15 protein-coding genes are annotated in these 16471 nt (G+C 59.2%); 7 read left to right on the top strand and 8 right to left on the bottom strand.

What is annotated here, in order from left to right:
* Nucleotides 1-5 precede the first annotated feature (5 nt).
* The 5 genes from PMA3_RS29780 to aspA form a co-directional block, all read right to left on the bottom strand.
* Nucleotides 6-1037 carry a histone deacetylase family protein gene (locus PMA3_RS29780; RefSeq protein WP_064680479.1) on the bottom strand — a complete coding sequence of 344 codons (1032 nt, stop codon included), beginning with the start codon at nucleotides 1035-1037 and terminating at the stop codon, nucleotides 6-8.
* Between the two features lie 287 nt (nucleotides 1038-1324).
* Nucleotides 1325-2323, bottom strand: a complete 999-nt coding sequence (locus PMA3_RS29775) for an AraC family transcriptional regulator (protein WP_064680478.1) — start codon at nucleotides 2321-2323, stop codon at nucleotides 1325-1327.
* 201 nt (nucleotides 2324-2524) lie between these two features.
* A complete protein-coding gene (locus PMA3_RS29770) occupies nucleotides 2525-3529 on the bottom strand; it encodes an asparaginase (RefSeq protein WP_064680477.1) in 1005 nt (334 codons plus the stop codon).
* Nucleotides 3530-3706: 177 nt separating this feature from the next.
* Nucleotides 3707-5158, bottom strand: a complete 1452-nt coding sequence (locus tag PMA3_RS29765) for an alanine/glycine:cation symporter family protein (protein ID WP_064680476.1) — start codon at nucleotides 5156-5158, stop codon at nucleotides 3707-3709.
* A gap of 503 nt (nucleotides 5159-5661) precedes the next feature.
* Nucleotides 5662-7086 carry an aspartate ammonia-lyase gene (gene aspA / locus PMA3_RS29760; RefSeq protein WP_064680475.1) on the bottom strand — a complete coding sequence of 475 codons (1425 nt, stop codon included), beginning with the start codon at nucleotides 7084-7086 and terminating at the stop codon, nucleotides 5662-5664.
* A gap of 180 nt (nucleotides 7087-7266) precedes the next feature.
* On the opposite strand from aspA, the gene PMA3_RS29755 reads away from it, so the two are divergent.
* The gene (locus tag PMA3_RS29755; RefSeq protein ID WP_064680474.1) at nucleotides 7267-8178 is read left to right on the top strand and encodes a LysR substrate-binding domain-containing protein; all 912 of its coding nucleotides are present in this window, start codon (nucleotides 7267-7269) and stop codon (nucleotides 8176-8178) included.
* A gap of 55 nt (nucleotides 8179-8233) precedes the next feature.
* On the opposite strand, the gene PMA3_RS29750 is transcribed toward PMA3_RS29755, so the two are convergent.
* The gene (locus PMA3_RS29750; protein WP_064680473.1) at nucleotides 8234-8839 is read right to left on the bottom strand and encodes a zinc metalloprotease; all 606 of its coding nucleotides are present in this window, start codon (nucleotides 8837-8839) and stop codon (nucleotides 8234-8236) included.
* Nucleotides 8840-9304: 465 nt separating this feature from the next.
* Here PMA3_RS29750 and purE point away from each other — a divergent pair, with 465 nt between their 5' ends.
* From purE to PMA3_RS29730, 4 genes are all read left to right on the top strand, one after another.
* The gene (gene purE, locus PMA3_RS29745) at nucleotides 9305-9796 is read left to right on the top strand and encodes a 5-(carboxyamino)imidazole ribonucleotide mutase (protein ID WP_017341565.1); all 492 of its coding nucleotides are present in this window, start codon (nucleotides 9305-9307) and stop codon (nucleotides 9794-9796) included.
* Nucleotides 9797-9807: 11 nt separating this feature from the next.
* The gene (locus PMA3_RS29740; protein WP_064680472.1) at nucleotides 9808-10890 is read left to right on the top strand and encodes a 5-(carboxyamino)imidazole ribonucleotide synthase; all 1083 of its coding nucleotides are present in this window, start codon (nucleotides 9808-9810) and stop codon (nucleotides 10888-10890) included.
* Nucleotides 10891-11003: 113 nt separating this feature from the next.
* Nucleotides 11004-11249, top strand: coding sequence for a GlsB/YeaQ/YmgE family stress response membrane protein (locus PMA3_RS29735; RefSeq protein ID WP_064680471.1), 246 nt, complete (start codon nucleotides 11004-11006; stop codon nucleotides 11247-11249).
* Between the two features lie 88 nt (nucleotides 11250-11337).
* A complete protein-coding gene (locus PMA3_RS29730) occupies nucleotides 11338-11874 on the top strand; it encodes a DUF3299 domain-containing protein (RefSeq protein ID WP_064680470.1) in 537 nt (178 codons plus the stop codon).
* Between the two features lie 136 nt (nucleotides 11875-12010).
* Here the strand turns inward: PMA3_RS29730 and PMA3_RS29725 are convergent, their stop codons facing one another.
* Together PMA3_RS29725 and PMA3_RS29720 are read right to left on the bottom strand one after the other, a co-directional pair.
* The gene (locus PMA3_RS29725) at nucleotides 12011-12910 is read right to left on the bottom strand and encodes a D-hexose-6-phosphate mutarotase (protein ID WP_064680469.1); all 900 of its coding nucleotides are present in this window, start codon (nucleotides 12908-12910) and stop codon (nucleotides 12011-12013) included.
* Nucleotides 12911-12997: 87 nt separating this feature from the next.
* Nucleotides 12998-13402: an acyl-CoA thioesterase gene (locus tag PMA3_RS29720; protein WP_007896491.1), complete on the bottom strand. Its 405-nt coding sequence runs from the start codon at nucleotides 13400-13402 to the stop codon at nucleotides 12998-13000.
* A gap of 365 nt (nucleotides 13403-13767) precedes the next feature.
* Here PMA3_RS29720 and PMA3_RS29715 point away from each other — a divergent pair, with 365 nt between their 5' ends.
* Both PMA3_RS29715 and PMA3_RS29710 read left to right on the top strand, forming a co-directional pair.
* On the top strand, nucleotides 13768-15066 hold the full coding sequence (locus tag PMA3_RS29715) for an MFS transporter (RefSeq protein WP_064680468.1): 1299 nt from the start codon (nucleotides 13768-13770) through the stop codon (nucleotides 15064-15066).
* Between the two features lie 240 nt (nucleotides 15067-15306).
* On the top strand, nucleotides 15307-16305 hold the full coding sequence (locus PMA3_RS29710; protein WP_064680467.1) for a phosphate ABC transporter substrate-binding protein PstS: 999 nt from the start codon (nucleotides 15307-15309) through the stop codon (nucleotides 16303-16305).
* The last annotated feature ends 166 nt before the right edge of the window (nucleotides 16306-16471 follow it).

Here is a 16471-nt window from a genome sequence, read left to right as displayed (position 1 = left end):
CTTCCTCATTGAGCGCTTTCAAAACCTTCGAGAACGTTCACGGCATTGATGCCGATTTCCTCTACCGCATAACCGCCTTCCATCACGAACAACGTCGGCTTGCCGAGGCGTGCGATGCGCTCGCCCATCGCCAGGTAATCCGGGCTGTCGAGCTTGAATTGGGAAATAGGGTCGTCCTTGAAGGTGTCGACGCCCAGGGAAACGACAACGATGTCCGCACAGTACTGTTCGATCTCCTTGCAGGCCTGCTCCAGAGCGGAGTTCCAGCTGTCCCAGCCGCTGCCCGCGGGCAAAGGGTAGTTGAAGTTGAAGCCTTCGCCCGCGCCTTCACCCAGCTCATCTTCATAGCCGAGGAAGAACGGAAACTCGGCTTCCGGATGTCCGTGGATCGACGTGAAGAGCACGTCGCTGCGCGCGTAGAAAATCGATTGGGTGCCGTTGCCGTGATGGTAGTCGACATCGAGGATCGCGACCTTTTTGTGGCCTTGGTCGAGGAAGGCCTGAGCGGCGATGGCGGCGTTGTTGAGGTAGCAATAACCACCCATCAGATCACTGGCAGCGTGATGACCAGGTGGACGGCACAGGGCGAAGGCACTGCGGGCGCCGCGCTGGATTTCAGCCTGGGCAGTGAGGGCCACTTGCGCTGCGCTGTACGCCGCTTGCCAGGTACCGGCCGTGATCGGCGCGCCGCCGTCGAAGCTGTAATAGCCGAGCTGGCCGTGCAGGCTGGTGGGGATGATCGGGCGCAGGGTGCGGGCTGGCCAGGTATAGGGCAGCAGGTCGCCATCGGTATTGAACTCGGTCCAGCGCGCCCAGGCACCTTTGAAGAATTCGAGATAGTCGCGGCTGTGGATGCGTGCGATTGGGTCGAGGCCAAAATCCTTGGGTGCTTCTACGGCGCCAAGGTTCTGCTTTTGCACCCGTGCCAGCACATGGTCTGCGCGCGAGGGCATTTCAAAGCAGGGCTTGAGTTGTCCGTCGATCAATTCACAACGGCCGTGGTGCAGGTGGTGATCATCCGAGTAGATCGTCAGCATTTCTTGTTCTCCGCAGGCTGATTCGGTTGAACACAGTCTTGCGGTGCGGGGCGTTTCAGAGAACGGCAGAAAAGGCCAAAAGGGGATCGATATGGCCAAAATAGTTGACCGAAATTCGCCCCTTATTATTGGCGCAGGAATGCCCCCGTGAGGCCTGGAGTGCCGACCCTGTGGGAGCGGGCTTGCCCGCGATGGACTCAAAAGCACCGCGCGTTTAATCAGTAAATACGCGTTATCGTTTGCGACCATCGTCGGAACGCCGCCCGGAGCAAGCTCGCTCCCACAGGTTATCGATGCGGCCTGAACTGACTCGGCGCCACGCCGCTCCAGCGTACAAACGCATGACGAAAGCTCGCCGTCTCGCTGAAGCCCAGCGCCTCGGCAATCTGATAGATCGGCATCTGGTCCTCACGCAGCAGGAGCTTGGCCTGTTCGAAGCGCAATTCGTCGAGCAATTCCTGATAACTGCACCCAAGGTCCTTCAGATGCCGACGCAACGTGCGCGCCGAACAATTCATCTGCTCGGCCAACCCCTCCAGCCCCGGCGCCGCATTCAATTGCGCGCGGAGTAACTGGCGAATCCGTCCCAGCCAGGCCTGACGCCCAGTGAATTCGGAGTTCTGTTTGCGGCAGCGTTCGGCCATGGCCTGATGGGTGATGACATCGGCAAGCGGCAAGGGTTGGTCAAGCCAGCTTTTGTCGAAAGCGAAGGCATTGTCACGGGCCTTGAAGTGCAGCGGGCAATTGAAGTGTTCTGCATAGGTGGCTTCATAGTCGGGCGCGGCATGTTCGAAGCGCGCAGCCAACAATGGCAACGAATGGCCGAGCAGGTCGTCGCAGATGGTTTTCAACGACACCAGGCAGAACTCGGCGTTGAATACGGCCAGCGCCGGATTTTCGCGGTAATCGGCGGCTACGAACCATATTCGCTCGCCGTCGTCCTCAAGACCGAGCTCGAAAAGTGTTCCCAGCAGCGCCGGATAACGCATCGCCAGGCGTAACGCGTCACCGAAGGTGGCACTTGTGAGCAGGGCATATCCGAGCATGCCGTAGGAGGAAACGTGCATCCGCCGGCCCAGTTCCAGGCCGATGTCACGCTTGAGCGCGACGGCGTTGGCGCAGACCTGCATTTCCTGGTTGGTGGTGATGCGCGTGTCTGCGCGGTTCAGGTCAGCGGCGCTGATGCCACTGCCCGCCAGTAGCGCCTCGCTGGACAATCCGTCGGCCTTAAAGGCGTTTAGTACCAGGGAGACGGCGTTGAGAGTGGTGAGGTGGGAGTGAAGCATGGGTGGCTTCCAGCCTTGGGATGGCTGAAACGCAGCAAGTTATATGCCGGGTGAGAACCTGTAGGAGCAGCCGGTCGACGCTCGATTGCTCGCGATGGACGCTAACGATAACGCGTGCTGCCTGGATGAACGCGCCGCCTTCAGGTGCTTCGTCGGAACGCCGCCCGGAGCAAGCTCGCTCCTACAAGGGTTTGTGTGGCGTCAGCTGAGTTCGCCACAGAGGTCGAGCTCGACCAGGCGCCGTACTTCGGCGGTGTCGAGTCCGGTGCCGAGCAATCCGTGCAATTTGCCGTACGCGGCTTCACGGGTCATGCCGCCGCCCGAAAGCACACCAGCACCACGCAAGCGGCTACCCGCCTCATAAACATCCAGCTCAACGCCACCTTCATGACACTGCGTAATTGCAACCACCACCACACCGTTGTCTCGTGCTCGAGAAAGGGCGGCGAGAAACTCCGGGTTGTCGCTCGGCCCCGTGCCGCTGCCGTAACACTCCAGTACCAGGCCTTGAATGCCGCTGTTCAGAACACCATCCAGTTGCTCGGCGCCGATACCGGGAACCAATGGCAGCACGCCGACTTTTGCCAGTTGCTTGTTCTGGCGGTAAGTCAGTTCCGTTGGCAGCGAAGTGGCCTTCATTCCACCGCCCTGACGCTCAAGTCGCTTGAAGGGATGACGACCGAAACTGCGAACCTTCGCGCAACGGGTCGGGTCCAGTTGTTCGCCGTGGAAGTACAGATGGACACCCGGTGCCAGGCCCTGGCCCAAAGCGACCAGGGCCCCGCTGAGGTTTTCCCAGGCATCGCTGTCGGTCACGCCGGCCGGCAGCATCGAGCCGGTGAAGACGACGCGGGCGTGCAGTCCGAGCAACTGAAAACTCATGGCCGCAGCGCTGTAGGCCAGCGTGTCGGTGCCATGCAGGATCAGTACGCTGTCGCAGCCTTGTACATCGACAGCGTCGACCACTGCTTCACGCAGTTGCTGCCAGTACGCCGGGCTCATGTTGGCGCTGTCGATCAGCGGCGACATTTCGCGAAAGCGCCATTGCGGCACCACCAGCTCAGGCTGGCTGGCCAGGTACTCGCGCATACGCGCTTCGAAACCGGACGCCGGGGCCAGGCCGTGGGCGCTGGCTTGCATACCGATGGTGCCACCGGTGTAGAGCACCATGACGTGCTGGGCTGCGGGATAAGTCGAGGAATTCATGGAGGTTCTCCGAAAACTGTGGGAGCGAGACCGGCTTGCCGGCCGAAGCAGCGATGCGGTCTTGAGCTCTAGCCAAAAATGGCAGCCTCATCAAGCTGCCACAGCGTACAACCGAGCATGACGCCGGGCGTCTGCGGTGTCACGCCGGGCGCAGAGGATGCGCCCGGTTTTTACCGATCAGCGTTGCGCTGCGGTCACGCCTTGCGGCTCGGCTTCGGCCTTGATGGCAGCCGCTGGCGGGTTGGCTGGCCAGGCTTTCAGGTCCAGGTCCAGGTCCGCAAACTTGCTCGAATCGAACACCGGCGTCTTGATGCCTGCAGCCCGCTGGTCATCGTAGTCACGCAGGATACGCATGCCGACCTTGAACAGCAGGAACAACGCAATCAGGTTCACGAATGCCAGCATGGTCATGGTGATGTCGGCGAAGGCGAACACGGTGTCGAGGTTTTCGATGGCACCCCAGAAGATCAACACCAGTACCAGCGCGCGATAACCGATCAGCGCCTTGCGGTTCTCGCCGATCAGGAAGCGCAGGTTGCTCTCGCCCAGGTAGTAGTTGTAGAGAATCGAGGTGAACACGAACAGCGCCAGCGCCACGGAGATGAACATCCGGCCCCAGTCACCGACAACGGCAGCCAGGGAATTCTGGGTCAGGGCAATGCCGTCGCCTTCGAAGCCCGGGGTGTAGAAGCCCGACAGCAGGATCAGCAATGCGGTGCAAGTGCAGATCACGAAGGTGTCGAGGAATACGCTGAACGCCTGAACCACACCTTGCGAGACCGGGTGCTCGACCGAGGCTACAGCTGCCACGTTCGGCGCACTGCCCAGGCCTGCTTCGTTGGCGAACACGCCGCGCTTCACGCCCATGATAATGGCGCTGCCGATCAGGCCGCCGAACACCTCGTCCAGACCGAAGGCGCTTTTTACGATGGTCATCAGCATGCCCGGAACGTGGTCGAACTGCAGTACGATCACGTAGATGGTCACGCCGATGTACACCAGGGTTTTCACCGGTACCAGCAGGTCAGCGACCTTGGCGATCCGCTTGATACCGCCGATGAACACCAGGCCCAGCAATACCGCCAGGCCAAGCCCGGTGTACGTGGTGTCAAGACCGAAGGCATTGTTCAGCGAATGGGTGACGGCGTGGGCTTGCAGCCCGTTGAAGGCAAAGCCAAAGGTGATCAGCAGCAGGAACGCCATGATCATCCCCAACCAGCGTTTCTGCAGGCCGTGCTGAATGTAAAAGGACGGGCCGCCACGGAACTGGCCTTCGGAGTCGCAGCGTTTGTAGAGCTGGCCGAGGGAGCATTCGAAGAAGCTGCTGGACATGCCGACCAGCGCGGTCACCCACATCCAGAATACTGCACCGGGCCCACCAAGGGTCACGGCGATGCCGACACCCGCGATGTTGCCCGCACCGACGCGGCCGGCGAGGCTGAGCATCAAGGCCTGGAACGAGCTGAGCTGGCCAGCGCTGCTTTTGAGGCTGTCACGGAACACCGCGAACATGTGAAAGAAATGGCGGAACTGAACGAAACGCGAGCGGATCGTGAAGTAGCTACCGAGCCCGACGATGAGCACGATCAGTACTTTCCCTGAGAGGAAGTCGTTAATGACTTCGAGCATGGATTATTCCTCGCTGTTTTTTGTGTAGGCAAATGCTTGGGGGCAGAAACATCGCGTTACACCGGTTTGCGCTCGGCGAAACAGGCGAGGCGAGGTTTCGTCCCGATTTCATTTTGCGGGTTTGTTATTAGTTCGGGTTTCGCATGGTTTTTGGGCCTCGTTACCAACGACCGCTCACGCGAAGAGGGGCGGCACTATACCTATCAGTGTGCCGTCCGTCTGCACGGTTGTGGTGCAAGCGTTGAAACCAAGCCTTTGAATCACCTGACATTTTTAGCCAGGCTTTTGTGGGAGTGAGCCTGCTCGCGATTCAGCGCCGTATTTCAGTGACGCGGCGTTATCGTTCATCGCGAGCAGGCTCACTCCTACAGAAGAGGGTTGTCCATTCAGAAGTTAAAAAAAAGGGCTTGGGGGAGTAAATCCCCAAGCCCTCAAAAGGTGAGAGGTGTCTAGTCCCTCGACCTGGTGAGTGTGGCTCTTGATAAGAAGAGCCGGGCGTTCGGTTATGCCTTCAGAGGCACCAGACGCGGAGCGATCATGTTTTCCGGGCGCAGGATGTCGGCGAGCATTGCGTCGTCGAGCAAGCCTTCTTCGCGCACCAGTTCCAGCACGCCGCGGCCGCTTTCGAGGGCGATGCGGGCAATGCGGGTGGCGTTTTCATAGCCGATGTACGGGTTCAGTGCGGTCACCAGGCCGATCGAATGTTCGACCAGTTCGCGGCAACGCTCTTCGTTGGCGGTAATGCCGACGATGCAGTGCTCGCGCAGCATGTCCATGGCGCGTTGCAGCAGACGGATCGAGTCGAAGATCTTGAACGCGATCAGCGGCTCCATCACGTTCAGTTGCAGCTGGCCGCCTTCGGCCGCGATAGTCAGCGCAAGGTCGTTGCCGATGATCTGGAACGCCACTTGGTTGACGGCTTCCGGGATAACCGGGTTGACCTTGCCTGGCATGATCGAGCTGCCTGGCTGGCGCGCTGGCAGGTTGATTTCATTGATGCCGGTGCGTGGGCCGCTGGACAGCAGGCGCAGGTCGTTGCAGATTTTCGACAGCTTGACCGCAGTCCGCTTGAGCATGCCGGAGAACAGAACAAACGCCCCCATGTCGGAAGTGGCTTCAATCAGGTCGGCAGCCGGCACCAGCGGTTGACCGCTGATCAGTGCCAGACGCTGAACGGCCAGGAGCTGGTAACGCGGGTCGGCGTTGATGCCGGTGCCAATCGCGGTGCCACCGAGGTTGACTTCGGTCAGCAGTTCCGGTGCCAGAGTCTTCAGGCGCGCCAGGTCTTCGCTCAACGTGGTGGCGAAGGCGCGGAATTCCTGACCCAGGGTCATAGGCACGGCGTCTTGCAGCTGGGTACGGCCCATCTTCAGGACGTGTCTGAATTCCTGGCCCTTGGCGGCGAACGCCTGGATCAGGCTGTCGAGGCTGGCCAGCAGCGCGTCGTGGCCCAACAGAAGACCCAGACGGATTGCCGTCGGGTAGGCGTCGTTGGTCGACTGCGCCATGTTCACGTCGTTGTTCGGGTGCAGGTACTGGTATTCGCCTTTCTGGTGACCCATGGCCTCCAGTGCGATGTTGGCGATCACTTCGTTGGCATTCATGTTGGTCGAAGTGCCAGCGCCGCCTTGAATCATGTCCACCACGAACTCTTCGTGGAAGTCGCCGCGGATCAAACGGGCACAGGCTTCGCTGATGGCAGCGTGCTTGGCTTCGCTCAGGTGACCCAGCTCGCGGTTGGCGTCAGCGGCGGCCTGTTTGACCATTGCCAGGCCGACAACCAGCTTCGGGTAATGCGAAATCGGAACGCCGGAGAGACGGAAGTTGTTCACCGCTCGCAGGGTCTGGATGCCGTAGTACGCTTGAGCAGGTACTTCGAGTACGCCAAGCAGGTCTTTTTCTGTGCGGAAAGATGCAGCGGAGGACATGATAGAAATCATCTCGATAAGGACCCGGTCTGTGCCGGAACACTGCAAATGCTAGGCTTGTGAACAATTTTGGGCCAATGCTGTTAAACACTGGCCTATGCATATTCGGCATAATGTCGTTGTGACGCCGTGTGTGCGGCGAGCGTGTGATCTATTTTGGTGCGTGTCCGGGAGGGCGTGATGAATCTGGAAAGTAAATGGCTGGAGGACTTCAGTGCCCTGGCCGCCACCCGCAGCTTCTCCCAGGCTGCCGAACGGCGCTTCGTGACCCAGCCCGCTTTCAGTCGGCGAATCCGCAGCCTTGAAGCCGCGCTGGGATTGACGTTGGTCAACCGCTCGCGCACACCGGTCGAGCTGACAGCGGCGGGGCAATTATTTCTGGTTACCGCGCGGACGGTGGTCGAACAGCTCGGCGAAGTGCTGCGCCACTTGCATCATCTGGAAGGCGGACAGGGCGAGGTGATGCAGGTTGCGGCCGCTCACTCCCTGGCGCTGGGATTCTTCCCGCGCTGGATCGCGCAATTGCGTAATGAAGGCCTGAACATCGCGACGCGGCTGGTGGCGACCAACGTGGGTGACGCGGTGCACGCCCTGCGTGAAGGAGGCTGCGACCTGATGTTGGCGTTCTACGATCCGGACGCCGCAATGCAGATGGATCCGGAAATTTTTCCATCGCTGCATTTGGGTAATACCGAAATGTTGCCGGTTTGCGCGGCCGATGCCGAGGGTAAACCGCTGTTTGATCTGGAAGGCGAAGGCAGTGTGCCGCTGCTCGCCTACAGCGCCGGTGCCTTTCTGGGGCGTTCGGTGAACTTGCTGCTGCGTCAGCGTGCGTTGCGTTTCACCACCATCTACGAGACGGCCATGGCCGATAGCCTGAAAAGCATGGCACTGGAGGGGCTGGGCATCGCCTGGGTGCCGCAGCTTAGCGTGCGCGCCGAACTGGCGCGCGGGGAGCTGGTGGTCTGTGGCGGCCCGCAGTGGCATGTGCCGCTGGAGATTCGTTTGTATCGTTGCGCGTTGGTGCGCAAGGCGAATGTGCGGTTGTTGTGGCGCAAACTGGAAGGCGGCGCGGCTAGCGCCAACCTTTAACAGATACTGGCAGAGGCGTATATATTGCGCCTCTGTCGATAACCAGGTTTAAACGTCAGTCTTTGTCGGCCAGATAGTTTTTGATGTTTTGCCGGTTGGCGGGGCTGAAGGTGTACGAATGGGATTTGATGATTTCTCGCTTCGGCGCCATGTAGGTGTCGGCGAACCAGCCATTGAATTGAACTTCCGAGTCCTCATGTCTGGCGCCCAGTAAGTGACCAATCTCATGGCCGACGACGTGATAGCCTGTTACTGATGCAATTGCAACTTTTCCAGGTTTTGTTGGCGGCCAAACAAGTGCAACGCCTGCGACTTCATTATTTAACATATCGCGGGTGACCAAAATGACTTTGGTTAGATCACTATTAACCTTTATATTTAAACCCTCGTTCTTCATCACTTCAAGGAGCTTAAAGCTCAAGGGCTGCCATCTTTGCAACGTATTCAGTGTATCGTTGCCTTTGTAGTCAAAGCTAACATAGGGCTCGCCGCCAGCGAAGATGACATTGACTTTTCGCTCGGTGAAGCTTTCCAGTTCGCTGACGAGAGGATAGAAATGATCAGCGTAAATCGTCTTTCTCGTCGTCTCTGGCACGTCGCTATGGATAACGGCAATGATATTAATAGGCGCCTTTTTATTCTGTTTATTACTCAAAGTCATTTTTGAAACCTTCCTAATTGATGATTTATATCCAGCAAAGTTCAAGAGAGGATGTCGGTTGTAGTCGCAAAGTAATAATATTGGCAAACGACAAAATTTAAATTAACTAGTACGTTTCGGTTTGGCGAGTGAACGTGTATTTCATGCTGTTGCGTCACGTAGGAAAACCGTTCGCATGTAGCCTTTCCAGGCTTTTAGAAGTGTGGATGAACCTGTATTCGGTATCTGAATGGCTTTCCCTGGATGGCCCACGTTGGCTGACCCTTGAGTCAATAAATCCCCGGATTACGACACAATGACAGATGGTCGCACCGGGGGCTGTTTATCTGCCTCATTACGGTATACTGCGCGGCCTTCGGCCGGTTCGCCCGGCCCTAATTCGTACACTCAAGCCACGCCGGATCTCCCGCGTGGCTTGTTGTTTTTTGACGCGCCTGCGGGCGCCCAGAGAGAAGAGGCACGACGATGAGCGCACTGGTTGGCGTGATCATGGGCTCCAAGTCCGATTGGTCCACCCTTAGCCACACCGCCGATATGCTGGAAAAGCTCGGCATCCCCTACGAGGTGAAAGTGGTCTCTGCCCACCGCACCCCGGACCTGCTGTTTCAGTACGCCGAAGAGGCCGAGGCGCGGGGCATCGAGGTGATTATCGCCGGTGCCGGTGGCGCGGCTCACTTGCCAGGCATGTGTGCGGCCAAGACCCACCTGCCGGTGCTGGGCGTGCCGGTGCAGTCGTCGATGCTGTCGGGCGTCGACTCGCTGCTGTCTATCGTGCAGATGCCTGCGGGCATTCCGGTTGCGACCCTGGCCATCGGCAAGGCCGGCGCGATCAACGCAGCCCTGCTCTCGGCGAGCATCCTGGGCGCCAAGCATCCGCAGTTTCACGCGGTGCTGAAAACTTTCCGTGCTGAACAGACAGACAGCGTCCTGGAAAATCCAGACCCACGCATCGCCTGAGGTTGTTGACGATGAAGATCGGTGTAATCGGTGGCGGCCAGTTGGGTCGCATGTTGGCGCTGGCGGGTACTCCGCTGGGCATGAACTTCGCTTTCCTGGACCCGGCGCCGGATGCTTGCGCAGCCGCGTTGGGCGAACACCTGCGGGCCGATTACGGCGATCAGGACCATCTGCGTCAGCTGGCCGATGAAGTCGATCTGGTGACCTTCGAATTTGAAAGCGTCCCGGCCGAAACCGTGGCGTTCCTGTCGCAATTCATTCCGGTCTACCCGAGCGCCGAAGCGCTGCGCATCGCCCGCGATCGCTGGTTCGAGAAGAGCATGTTCAAGGACCTGGGGATTCCAACCCCGGCGTTCGCCGACATTCAATCCCAAGCCGACCTGGACGCTGCCGTGGCTGCCATCGGTCTGCCGGCCGTGCTGAAGACCCGCACCCTGGGTTACGACGGCAAGGGCCAGAAAGTCTTGCGCAAACCGGAAGATGTCGTCGGCACTTTCGCCGAACTGGGCAGCGTGGCCTGCCTGCTGGAAGGTTTCGTGCCGTTCACCGGTGAAGTTTCGTTGATCGCCGTGCGCGCTCGCGATGGCGAAACCAGGTTCTACCCGCTGGTTCACAACACCCACGACAGCGGCATTCTCAAGCTGTCCGTGGCCAGCACGGACCACCCGCTGCAAGCCCTGGCGGAAGACTATTCCAGCCGTGTGCTCAAGCAACTGAATTACGTCGGCGTGATGGCGTTCGAGTTCTTTGAAGTCGACGGTGGCCTCAAGGCCAACGAAATCGCCCCGCGTGTGCACAACTCCGGGCACTGGACCACCGAAGGCGCGCAATGCAGTCAGTTCGAAAACCATCTGCGGGCCGTCGCCGGTCTACCGCTGGGTTCGACTGCCAAAGTGGGTGAGAGCGCGATGGTGAACTTCATCGGTAAGGTTCCAGACACCGAGAAAGTCCTGGCCATCGCCGATTGCCATCTGCATCACTATGGCAAGGCGTTCAAGGTCGGTCGCAAGGTCGGCCACGCCAACCTGCGTTGCGCGGATCGCGAAACCCTGGCTGCCCAGATCCTCAAGGTCGAAGCGCTCATCGCCGAATAGTTTCATGTGGCAGCGGCGGAACCATTCAGGGGCCGCCGTTCTCTCATGGCAGGATGCCAAAGTCTGACTAGGCTTTCGCTAGGACACAGCCATTAGACTCAGAGGGAAATGCCATGGGAATTATCGGAACCATCTTTATCGGCTTGATTGTCGGCCTGCTGGCGCGGTTCCTGAAACCGGGCGATGACAGCATGGGCTGGATCATGACCATCCTGCTCGGTATCGGCGGTTCGCTGGCGGCCACTTATGGCGGCCAGGCCCTGGGCTTATACCATGCCGGCGAAGGCGCAGGTTTCCTTGGGGCGCTGGTCGGTGCCGTGATATTGCTGGTGATCTACGGCATGATCAAAAAGAACTGATTGAAGCGACAAAGCCCTCTCTGCCAAACGCGCGGGGAGGGCTAGAATGCTCGGCGTTGCACCGTCCTCTCCATTGCCGAGCACATTCATGCGCCGTCTTTTACTGACTTTCCTGTTACTGGGTGCGGGCCTTGCCCATGCCGGCGAACTGCCGGAAACCGACTGGCTCGACCTGATGCCCAAGTCGGACCAGAAAGCCCTCGAGGCCATGCCCGAAATCGACCACGACTCCCCCGAAGCCAATGGCACCTTCACCGAAAAGGGTGGCATGAAGCAGAGCAAAGGCTTGGCAGCGGTGATGTACTCAACCAAAACCGTGCCCTCGATGAACGACAAGAACATCCGCCTCGGCGGTTATCCGGTGCCGCTGGAGTCCGATGCCAAGGGGCATAGCACGCTGTTCTTCCTGGTGCCGTATCCGGGCGCTTGCATCCACGTGCCGCCACCACCGCCTAACCAGTTGGTGCTGGTGCGTTATCCCAAAGGGTTGAAGCTGGATGATATCTACACGCCGCTGTGGGTGACGGGCACGCTGAAGATCGAAAAGGTCAACAACGACCTGGCTGACGCGGCGTATGCGCTGGATGCGGCGAAGGTGCGGGTAGTGGAGGAATCAGACTTGTAACGGCCATTCTGGCCAGGCACAAACCAAAAATGTGGGGGCGGGCTTGCTCGCGAAAGCGGTGTAACAGTCAACGATGATGTTGAATGTTATGGCCTCTTCGCGAGCAAGCCCGCTCCCACATTTTGGTGTTGCGGTGCTACAGGGATTTGCTGGCGATGCTTACGCCCAGGGTATGACTCGCACCCGGCGCCAACGTCACCACATCATCCATCACATTTGCCGTTTCAATGCACAGCATGCGCTGCCAGCCATCGTCGGCCATGTCGCTGAACGCCGCGGCACGATCGATCCACGGGTTCCAGATCACCGCCGAACGCGACCCGCTGCTGGTCAGCTCGATCCGTCGTTCCCAGGCTGGATCGACAATGCTCAGCTTCGCTGGAGTATTCAGATAGATGCGGTCGGTCTCGCCAGCAAAATGCAAATCGCCGGTCTGACTCACGGTTTTCCAGTCGTCCAGCGTCTCGATGTAACTCAACCCATCCAGGCCTTCGACATGCACGTTACGTACATCGCTGACCGCGAAATAGCTGTGCAGCGCCTGGCTGATGCTGACGTGGCCGAAGCCCTGGTTATGGCTGGTCAAGCTGATGTGCAGCTGCTCATCCAGACGAATGCCCAGCTTCAAATCCACCTGATGCGGCCAGCCTGGAAAACCGCCTTCGGGGCAGGGCAGGAGAAATTCCACGTTCAGGCTTTCGCCTTCAGCTTCGATGCGCCCCAGTTCCCAGTCCATCGTCCGGACCAGCCCGTGGGCGGTCGCCGGTTCGCTACTGAAGCGCATCGCCTGGACACTCTGCGGGTTGCGCGAAAGATTACCGAACCACGGCCAGCACACCGGCACGCCAGCGCGGATACTCTTGCCGGTCTTGAAGACGGCCTCGTCGTTGAGCCAGATCAGCGGCGGCTCGCCGGCCACCTGGTAACTGAGGATGTGCGCACCTTGCTGGGCCACCAGCAATTCGGCCTGCCCGTGGCGAATGCGCCAGCAGTTCAGTTCATCCAGTTTCACGGCTTCAACGTTGGGCGTTGTCATGGAACGGCTCTCGATCAGGAACAATGACTGCTATGGACCGCAAAACGGTCGCCGCGTTTAACGGTTCCTGTTTTACCAGCTGCTTGTTTAACGAGCTCTGGGCGGAACCGAGCGCGTGCGGCCGCTGCCATCGATGGCGACGAACACGAATACCGCTTCAGTCACTTTACGCCATTCGCTGGACAACGGATCGTCGCTCCAGACCTCGACCATCATCTGGATCGAGCTGCGGCCGATTTCCAGCGCTTGGGTATAGAAGGAGAGCTGGGCACCCACCGCTACCGGCACCAGAAACGCCATGCGGTCGATCGCGACGGTAGCAACGCGACCACCTGCGACCTTACTGGCCATGGCGGTACCGGCCAAATCCATCTGCGCCACCAGCCAGCCGCCGAAAATATCGCCAAAGCCGTTGGTTTCGCGGGGGAGTGCGGTGATTTGCAGGGCCAGGTCGCCTTGCGGGATTGGATCTTCTTGTTCGAGCTCTATCATGCCGGGGGTGCCTCTGACCCGTAACTCTCATTGGTACTTCAAGGTGAATAGCCGTCTCAAGGAAAAACGATTCAGCCCCGAACATACTACGTTCGTCACGTTTTTCGTAAGGCGCCTAAAGGGAAACTCTGCGAAATCGCCTATGAACCCCGGCAGGCGTTTTCGCACAGCAACCCTTGCAACTTGTCGCAAGATTGCGAGTATATCGATCGGTAGACTCCGAGACGACCGTCTGGTTCTCATTTTGACTGTCAAATACGCTCATCTATGTGCTTTTTCGAACTATTTGCTATCGTGCCGGACCTGCCCAAGCCTCCGCCAGCGTTGTGGGGGTTGCAGATCCGACTATAAGAGAAGCCCTTGCCATGACCACAGCGCCGTCGAACATCGCGCAGCCCACACAATCCGCACGTCCGTTGACCCGCAGCGACTACAAGACGTTATCGCTGTCGGCCCTGGGCGGCGCGCTGGAGTTCTACGACTTCATCATCTTCGTGTTCTTCGCCACGGTGGTGGGCAAGCTGTTTTTTCCGGCCGACATGCCCGAATGGCTGCGCCTGATGCAGACCTTCGGCATTTTTGCCGCCGGCTACCTGGCGCGGCCACTGGGCGGCATCGTCATGGCGCATTTCGGCGACCTGCTGGGCCGCAAGAAGATGTTCACCCTGAGCATTTTCATGATGGCGGTGCCGACCCTGATCATGGGTTTGCTGCCGACTTATGCGCAGATCGGCATGTGGGCGCCGATGCTGTTGCTGTTGATGCGGGTGATTCAGGGCGCGGCCATTGGCGGTGAAGTGCCGGGCGCCTGGGTCTTCGTTTCCGAACACGTTCCCCAGCGGCACATCGGTTACGCTTGCGGCACGCTGACCAGCGGTTTGACGGCGGGTATTCTGCTGGGCTCATTGGTCGCCACGGCGATCAACAGCCTATACACCCCGGTGGAGGTCGCGGATTATGCCTGGCGAATTCCGTTCCTGCTGGGCGGGGTGTTCGGCCTGTTCTCGGTTTACCTGCGCCGCTGGCTGCACGAAACGCCAGTGTTTGCCGAGCTGCAACTGCGCAAGGCGCTGGCCGAAGAAGTGCCACTGCGCGCAGTGTTGCGTGACCATCGCGGTGCGATCCTGATTTCCATGCTGCTGACCTGGCTGTTGTCCGCCGCCATCGTGGTGCTGATCCTGATGACGCCGACCGTACTGCAGACGGTCTACCACTTCTCGCCAACCACGGCGCTGCAAGCCAATAGTCTGGCGATCGTGTTTCTGAGCGTTGGTTGCATCATTGCCGGCGCACTGTCGGACCGGTTCGGCGCAGGTCGGGTATTCGTATTCGGCTGTACGGCACTGTTGCTCAGTTCCTGGACCTTCTACCACAGCCTGGCCGCGCATCCCGACTGGCTGTTCCCGCTGTACGCCCTGACCGGCCTGCTGGTCGGCACCATCGGTGCCGTGCCCTATGTGATGGTCAAGGCCTTCCCGCCCGTGGTGCGTTTCAGTGGCCTGTCGTTTTCCTACAACGTCGCCTACGCCATCTTTGGCGGCCTGACCCCGATGATCGTCAGCCTGCTGCTCAAGGAAAGCCCGATGGGGCCGGCTTATTACGTGGCGGTGCTGTGCGGTGTGGGGATTGTGGTGGGTGGGTATCTGTGGAATAAAGGTCGCTAAGCCGACTTCTTCACCGACTGTATTGGCCTCATCGCGGGCAAGCCCGCTCCCACAGGGTTCTGAGGAGAACACAGAACCTTGTGGGAGCGGGCTTGCCCGCGATGAACGCGCCGCGAATCAGCCTGTAAAAAGCCGAATGCTGGCCTTTCATCCAATTGTCATATTTCAGCCATAGAGTGTTCACACGGCCTGCTGATACTTGGCCCCGACTTAACACACCCTATCTGCTAGGAGTAAGGCATGAAACTGAAGCGTTTGATGGCGGCAATGACTTTTGTCGCTGCTGGCGTTGCGACTGCCAACGCGGTTGCCGCTGTTGACCCTGCGATCCCGAGCTACACCAAGACCACTGGTGTGTCGGGCAACCTGTCCAGCGTCGGCTCCGATACCCTGGCCAACCTCATGACCCTATGGGCTGAGAACTACAAAAAAGAATACCCGAACGTCAACATCCAGATTCAGGCCGCCGGTTCGTCTACCGCACCCCCTGCGCTGACTGAAGGCACCGCTAACCTGGGCCCGATGAGCCGCAAGATGAAGGACAACGAGCTGCAGGCCTTCGAAACCAAATACGGCTACAAGCCAACCGCGATTCCGGTTGCCGTGGACGCCTTGGCGGTGTTCGTGCACAAGGACAACCCGATCCAGCACATGACCATGGAGCAGGTCGACGCGATTTTCTCCTCGACACGTCTGTGCGGCGCTAAAACCGACGTGAAAACCTGGGGCGATCTGGGTGTGACGGGCGACCTCGCCAACAAGCCGGTGCAACTGTTCGGTCGTAACTCGGTATCGGGCACTTACGGCTACTTCAAGGAAGAAGCCCTGTGCAAAGGCGACTTCAAGCCAAACGTCAACGAACAGCCTGGCTCGGCTTCGGTTGTGCAGTCGATCAGTTCTTCGCTGAACGGTGTCGGCTACTCGGGCATCGGCTACAAGACGGCCAGCGTGAAGACAGTGGCCCTGGCCAAAAAAGGCAGCACAGAGTTCATTGAAGACACTGAAGAGAACGCCCTGAACGGCAAGTACCCGCTGTCGCGCTTCCTCTACGTCTACGTCAACAAAGCCCCGAACAAGCCTCTGGCTCCGCTGGAAGCCGAGTTCGTGAAGCTGATCCTGTCCAAACAGGGCCAGGAAGTTGTAGTGAAAGACGGCTACATCCCGCTGCCGGCCAAGGTTGCTGCAAAAGCACTGGCTGACCTGGGTCTGCAGGAAGGTAGCAACGTAGCAAAAAAGTAAAACCCTAGGTCCGGGGGTAAACCCCGGACCTTTGTAGGAGCCCGGCTTGCCGGCGAAGGGGTCAGCACATGTTGAATGATCCGCCCGCCTTCGCCAGCAAGCCGGCTCCTACATCCTCGAATCTTCACTCCGCTGCCAGTTTCCACAGGCGGCGGATTTGTTGCGT

This window comes from Pseudomonas silesiensis, assembly GCF_001661075.1.
In the GTDB taxonomy this organism is placed as follows: domain Bacteria; phylum Pseudomonadota; class Gammaproteobacteria; order Pseudomonadales; family Pseudomonadaceae; genus Aquipseudomonas; species Aquipseudomonas silesiensis.
Note: the sequence above shows the minus strand (reverse complement) of the source record. Positions and strands in the feature narration are given on the sequence as shown.